This window comes from Mycobacterium europaeum, from assembly GCF_034555895.2.
GTDB classification, from domain to species: domain Bacteria; phylum Actinomycetota; class Actinomycetes; order Mycobacteriales; family Mycobacteriaceae; genus Mycobacterium; species Mycobacterium europaeum.
Genome location: NZ_CP157315.1, coordinates 2,243,266 through 2,249,301 on the forward strand (window position 1 = coordinate 2,243,266; position 6,036 = coordinate 2,249,301).

4 protein-coding genes are annotated in these 6,036 nt (G+C 70.3%); 1 reads left to right on the forward strand and 3 read right to left on the reverse strand.

The window, feature by feature from the left end:
* Positions 1-6: 6 nt before the first annotated feature.
* The 3 genes from U8D42_RS10160 to U8D42_RS10170 are packed head-to-tail and all read right to left on the reverse strand — an operon-like array spanning position 7 to position 5,142.
* Entirely contained in the window at positions 7-1,491 is a 1,485-nt protein-coding gene (locus U8D42_RS10160) for an MFS transporter (protein ID WP_322860245.1), read from the reverse strand.
* Between the two features lie 55 nt (positions 1,492-1,546).
* Positions 1,547-3,340, reverse strand: a complete 1,794-nt coding sequence (gene ngg / locus U8D42_RS10165; RefSeq protein WP_322860244.1) for an N-acetylglutaminylglutamine synthetase — start codon at positions 3,338-3,340, stop codon at positions 1,547-1,549.
* Complete coding sequence (locus tag U8D42_RS10170) at positions 3,337-5,142, reverse strand: N-acetylglutaminylglutamine amidotransferase (protein WP_322860243.1); 1,806 nt, start codon at positions 5,140-5,142, stop codon at positions 3,337-3,339. Before U8D42_RS10170 ends, ngg begins: the two co-directional genes overlap by 4 nt.
* A gap of 538 nt (positions 5,143-5,680) precedes the next feature.
* Between U8D42_RS10170 and U8D42_RS10175 the strand changes: the two genes are divergently transcribed.
* Positions 5,681-6,019 (forward strand): DUF732 domain-containing protein, encoded by a 339-nt coding sequence (locus U8D42_RS10175; RefSeq protein WP_322860354.1) that lies wholly within the window; start codon positions 5,681-5,683, stop codon positions 6,017-6,019.
* Positions 6,020-6,036: the final 17 nt, after the last annotated feature.

Sequence of the window (6,036 nt, forward strand, 5' to 3'; positions counted from 1 at the left end):
GCCGCGCTATCGCGTCGCGGCCTCGCCGGCCTCCCGGTGTGCGGCGTCGTCGACCGTCAGGGGCAATGCCAGCTCTTCGAGCGGGCGCCGTTCGGCGGCAATGCCGAGCCACAACTCGACCAGACCCGCGATCGCCATGACGGCGGCGCCGGTCAGGAAGGACCACAGCACCTGGCCGCGCTCCCCCGAATTGATCAGCTGGCCGAACAGCAGCGGGCCGGTGATGCCGCCGATCGCGGTTCCCATCGCGTAGAAGAACGCGATCGCCAGCGCCCTGGTCTCCATCGGGAAGATCTCGCTGACCGTCAGGTAGGCCGCGCTGGCACCCGCCGAGGCCAGGAAGAACGCCACCGCCAGGACGCCGATGAACGCCCAGACGCCGCCGGTCTGCGTCACAAACAGGATCGCGAGCACGACGGCCACGACGGCGGAGCCGAGGTAGGTGGCCGTGATCATCGGCTTGCGGCCGATGCTGTCGAACAGGTGCCCGAGCGCCAGCGGGCCGATGAAGTTGCTCAGTGCCCACAGGATGAAGAACAGTGGCACCTTTCCCGACGGCACCCCGTAGAACCCGCTCAGCAGCGTGCCCAGGTTGAACGTCACCCCGTTGTAGAGGAAGGCCTGCCCGGTGAACAGCGCCAGCCCGAGGATCGCGCGCCGCGGGTAGAGCTTGAACGCCACCCGGGCGATCTCGCGGAACGAGATCGTCTCGCGCTGGCGGATCTTCAGCTTGCGCCCCTGCGGCTCGGGCAGCGGCTCGCCGGTTTCCGCCCGCACCGCTTCCTCGATCTCGCCGACGACGCGCTCGGCCTCCTCGTCGCGGCCGTGGATGAACAACCAGCGCGGACTCTCCGGGACGTTGCGCCGCACGAGCAGCACGAAGATGCCGAAGATGGCGCCGACGCCGAAGGCGAGCCGCCAGCCGACGTTGGGCGCGAAGTTCGACGTGTCCAGTAACACGAGCGCACCGGCGGCGCCCGCGGCGGAGCCGAGCCAGTACGTGCCGTTGATGATGAGGTCGACGCGGCCGCGCAGGCGGGCGGGGATCAGCTCGTCGATCGCCGAGTTGATCGCGGCGTATTCGCCGCCGATGCCCGCGCCGGTGAAGAACCGCGTGACGAAGAAATACCAGGGGGCGAAAGCGAACGCGGTCGCCACCGTGGCCACCAGGTACACCGCCAGGGTCAGCATGAACAGGTTGCGCCGCCCGAACCGGTCGGTCAGGTGCCCGAAGAACAGCGCGCCCAGGCACGCGCCCGCGATGTAGAACGCGGCCGCCAGGCCGATCTGCGCCGGGTTGAGGTCGATACCGCTGCCCTTTTCGGTGAGGCGAGCGGACACGTTGCCCACCATCGTGACCTCGAGCCCGTCCAGGATCCACACGCCGCCGAGCCCGATCACGACGCGCCAGTGGAATCGCGACCAGGGCAGGCGGTCCAGGCGCGCCGGCACGTGGGTGGTGATGGTCCCGGTTTGCACGCTTCCGCTCATCTGGCTCCTCTCTGAGTGATCTTCAGAATTACCCCAGCGAAGCGGATGGCAAGCCTCAGCCACGGTCGGCGCGCGACTCCTCGGGGGTCCAGGCCGCCGGCTGGCCCGGGTGGCCGGGGAACAGGAAGTCGATGAAAGCCGCCGCCGTGGGCTGGGGTTCGTGGTTGGCCAGCCCCGGCCGCTCGTTGGCCTCGATGAAGGCGTACTCGGCGCCGGTGACGTCGGGCACCAGCAGGTCGATGCCCGTCACCGGGATACCGATCGCCTCGGCGGCCGTCACCGCGACGCGGCACAGCTCGGGATTCACCACGGCGGTGACGTCGTGGATGGTGCCGCCCTGGTGCAGGTTGGCGGTGCGGCGGACGCGCAGGCGGCTGCCCTGGGGCAGCACGTCGTCTAGCGTCCAGCCCGCCTCGGCGACCGTCGCCTCGGTGAGGTCGTCGAGCGGGATGCGTGACTCGCCACCGGTGGCTGCGGAGCGCCGCCGGCTTTCGGCCGCGATCAGGTCCCGGATGCTGTGCTCGCCCGTCCCGATGATCTCCGGCGGCATCCGCAGCGCCGCGGCGACCACCCGGCCGTCGATCACCACCAGCCGAAGGTCGTCACCCTGCACCCGCTGCTCGATCAACACGTCCGGGTATTGCTCACGCGCGCGGGCCAGGGCGTCGGCGAGGTCCTGGAAACCGTTTTCGGCGGTGACGCCGACGGTGATGCCCTTCCCCTGCTCTCCGCGGGTCGGTTTGACGACCACCTCGCCGACCTCGGTGAGGAAGTTGTGGTCGCCTTCGTCGAACGTGGCCAGGCGGGCGCGCGGCACCGTGATGCCCGCCTCGGAGACGAGGCGGCGGGTGCGGCGCTTGTCGTCGCAGCGGCACATGGCGACCGCCGAGGTGTACTCGGACAGCGACTCGCGGGTCACCACGCTGCGGCCGCCGTGGGTGAGTCGCATCTCGCCGGTCTCGGCATCGAGCACCTCGACCCAGATCCCGCGGCGCAGCGCCTCGTCGGCGATGATCCGCGCGTAGGGGTTGAGGTCGTCGACCGTCTCGGGCGGCGGGCTGAACAGGGGCTCGTTGATCGCGTTCTTGCGCTTGATCGCCAGCACCGGGACGCGGCGGAAGCCGAGCTTCTCGTACAGGCCGATGGCGGCGGCGTTGTCGTGCGCGACCGACAGATCCATGTAGGCGCGGCCCGCGGTGCGGAAGCGTTCGGCCAGCGCCCGGGTGAGGGCCGCGCCGATCCCGGGCAGTCCGGCGGCGGGGTCGACGGCCAGGGTCCACAGGCTCGACCCCTGCTCGGGATCGGAGAACAGCAACTCGTGGTCGACGCCGGTAACTGTGCCCACCACGGCGCCGTCCGCGTCCCGCACCGCCAGCAGATAGGTCACCGCCGGCACGTTGAGGTGGTTGTTCCAGATGACGTCGACCCCGGCGGGCACCATGCCGCAGCGCACGTAGACGCGGTTCATGGCGTCGGCGTCGACCGGGTCGTTCAGCGTGCGCACGGTGATGCCCAGCGGCGGCGCCGACAGGTCCTCGGGTGTGGCATCGGCGAAGCGCAGGCGGTAGGTGTGGCTGGGGTCGATGAAGAGCTCGGTCGGCGCTTCGGCCACCACCACGTGGGATTCGCGGGCGTAGATGCAGATGTCGCGGCGGCCGGGCCCCTCCCGGCGCAGCGCCTCCACCAGCTGCTGCGAATCGGCGAACGTCTGTCCGAAAATGAGCCGGCCCCAGCCCAACTCGAGCTCGACGTCCTTGGCCATCGCCTCCACCAGCTCCGGCGGCGAGGCGTCGTGCAGGCCCATCGTGATCGCCTCGGTGTGGTCGCCGGGGGGATCGGCCACGGTCATGCCACCGGACCCGTGATGCCGTGCCGTTGCAGCCAGAGTTCCAGCAGGGCGATCTGCCAGAGTTCGTTGCCGCGCAGCGGTGTCAGCTTGCTGTTGGGATCGGCCAGCAGGGCGTCGACCGCCTCGGCGCGGAACAGGCCGCGCTCCTTGGCGACCGGCGCGTAGAGCGCGTCGCGCACCATGTCCAAGTACGGCCCCTCCAGGTGGGTGAGCGCCGGAACCGGGAAATACCCCTTGGGCCGGTCGATGACCGCCGATGGAATCACCCGCCGCGCGGCCTGCTTGAGGACGCCCTTGCCCTCGTGGGCGATCTTCAGCTCCGGCGGGCAGGTCGCCGCCAGCTCGACCAGCTCGTGGTCGAGGAACGGCACCCGGCCCTCCAGGCCCCAGGCCATGGTCATGTTGTCGACCCGCTTCACCGGGTCGTCCACCAACATCACGGTGGTGTCGAGCCGCAGCGCGCGATCGACGCCCGTCTCGGCGCCGACGCGCGCGAAGTGTTCGGTGACGAAGCGCTCGCTGGGGTCGCCGGGGGCCATGATGCCCGGCCCCAGCAGGCCGGCCAGCTCCGCCGAGTCGCGGTCGAAGAAGGCCCCGCGATACTCGGCGACCGCGCCCTGAAGCGACGCCGCGGCCGGCGAGCCCATCGGCGGGTACCAGTGGTAGCCGGCGAACACCTCGTCGGCGCCCTGACCCGACTGCACGACCTTCACATGCCGCGCCACTTCCTGGCTGAGCAGATAGAAGGCGACGCAGTCGTGGCTGACCATGGGCTCGCTCATCGCGCCGATCGCGCCGTCGAGCGCGGGCAGCATCCGGTCGGTGCCGATGCGGATCTGATGGTGGTCGGTTTCGAAACGCTTCGCGATGATGTCCGACCACCGGAACTCGTCACCCTCGACGCCGCCGGCCGCCTCGAAGCCGATGGAGAACGTCATCAGGCCGTGCTGGCCCGCCTCGGCGAGCAGGCCGACGATCAGGCTGGAGTCGACCCCGCCGGACAACAGGCAGCCGACCGGCACGTCGGCGACCAGCCGGCGCTTGACGGCGATGCGAAGCGCGTCGAGCACCGCCTCTTCCCAGTCGGTTTCCGACCAGCCGGCGCGGTCGGCGTGCCGGGTGAAGTCCGGGGTCCAGTACGTGGTGGTGGTGCGCCGGCCGTCGGGCTCGATGGCGATCAGCGACGCCGGCGGCACCTTGCGGACGCCCCGGAGGATGGTCAGCGGCGCGGGGACGACCGAGTGGAACGTCATGTAGTGGTGCAGCGCGATGGGGTCGATGCGGGTGTCCACGCCGCCGCCGGCCAACAGCGCCGGCAGGGCCGAGGCGAACCGGATCCGCTGGCCGTCCTCGGTCAGGTAGAGCGGCTTGATCCCCAGCCGGTCGCGACCGAGCAACACCCGGCCGCTGTCGCGCTCGACGATGGCAAACGCGAACATGCCGTGCAGGTGGCTGACGAAGTCGTCGCCCCAGCGGTGGTAGGCCTTGAGCAGAACCTCGGTGTCACTGTGTGAGAAGAACCGGTAGCCGTGCCCGGTGAGTTCGCTCCGCAGCTCCTTGTAGTTGTAGATGCAGCCGTTGAAGGCGATGGACAGACCCAGCTCCGGGTCGACCATCGGCTGCGCGCCGGCCTCGCTGAGGTCGATGATTTTGAGGCGACGATGTCCGAGCGCGACACGGCCCTGTGACCAGGCGCCGGACGCGTCCGGGCCCCTTCGGGTCATCACGGCGGCCATTGCCGACACCGCTGCTACATCGGGGACCCGCCCGTCGAGCCGTACCTCCCCGGTGACTCCGCACACTCCTTGGACCATACCGAAGGCGGCTGCGGCGCGCCCGTACGGCCACCGGGCAATGCATCGGCGGCGCCGCTTCGGGCGCGGTGAAAGCGTTGCGTTCCGGCCGCCCCGGTTCGCGGGCGGACCGACGACCGCGGCTGCACGGCACGGAATGGAGCGGGCGGGATTTCTCGCCGCGGGACGGGATTTGGCGCGCGGCGAGCCCCGCCCCGGTTAAATCTTCGTTGCGGTTTGCTCTCGCCGGCGGCGCCCGCGCCAGCCGGTCGCGACGCCCGCCCCCGCGGATTCCGCTCGGCGGCCGACCCGCGACTCGCCGACAGGCACTGGCAATCCCTGTCCCCCAATAGATTTCGACGTCCGCGCCGCCGCGCCCGTCCGGCCCGCCCGGACGTGAACCGCCGGCAGAGCCCCGCGATGCGCGACGAATGGTGTGAGGCGGCGCGGTTAACTCCGGCGAGAAAGATGCCGCGATTCTGGTTAACGTTCAGCCACCGTTGGCACTACGGAACCCAGCCGCACTTTGAGGAAGATCTTGACGCGAATGAATGGGCATTGCGGGAATTGGCCGGCGATCGGCGCGCTCGCCCTCACAGCCGCCGCGGTGGTTTTCGCCGCACCGGCGTCGGCCGATCAAAAGGACGATTCGTTCATCGCGGAGATTCAGCGACACGGAGTCGTCTTCGGCGACCGCGGCGCCGCGATCGCCGCGGGGCACAACATGTGCGCCGGACTCGACAAGGGCAGGACGCCGAGCTCGCTGGTGATGGGCGTCGCCAGGGCCACCGATCTGTCGGCCCATGAAGCCGCCTTCCTGCTCGGCGCCTCGGTGGCGTCCTATTGCCCCCAGCACAGGGCCACCCTCGCCGCCTCGACGTCCTGAGCGCCGCGTCGGGTTCG

Bases quoted from the DNA above. Each gene is read 5' to 3' on its own strand.
- ngg (WP_322860244.1), bottom strand. From the start codon at position 3,340: ATGACCGTGGCCGATCCCCCCGGCGACCACACCGAGGCGATCACGATG.
- U8D42_RS10175 (WP_322860354.1), top strand. From the start codon at position 5,681: ATGAATGGGCATTGCGGGAATTGGCCGGCGATCGGCGCGCTCGCCCTC.
- U8D42_RS10160 (WP_322860245.1), bottom strand. From the start codon at position 1,491: ATGAGCGGAAGCGTGCAAACCGGGACCATCACCACCCACGTGCCGGCG.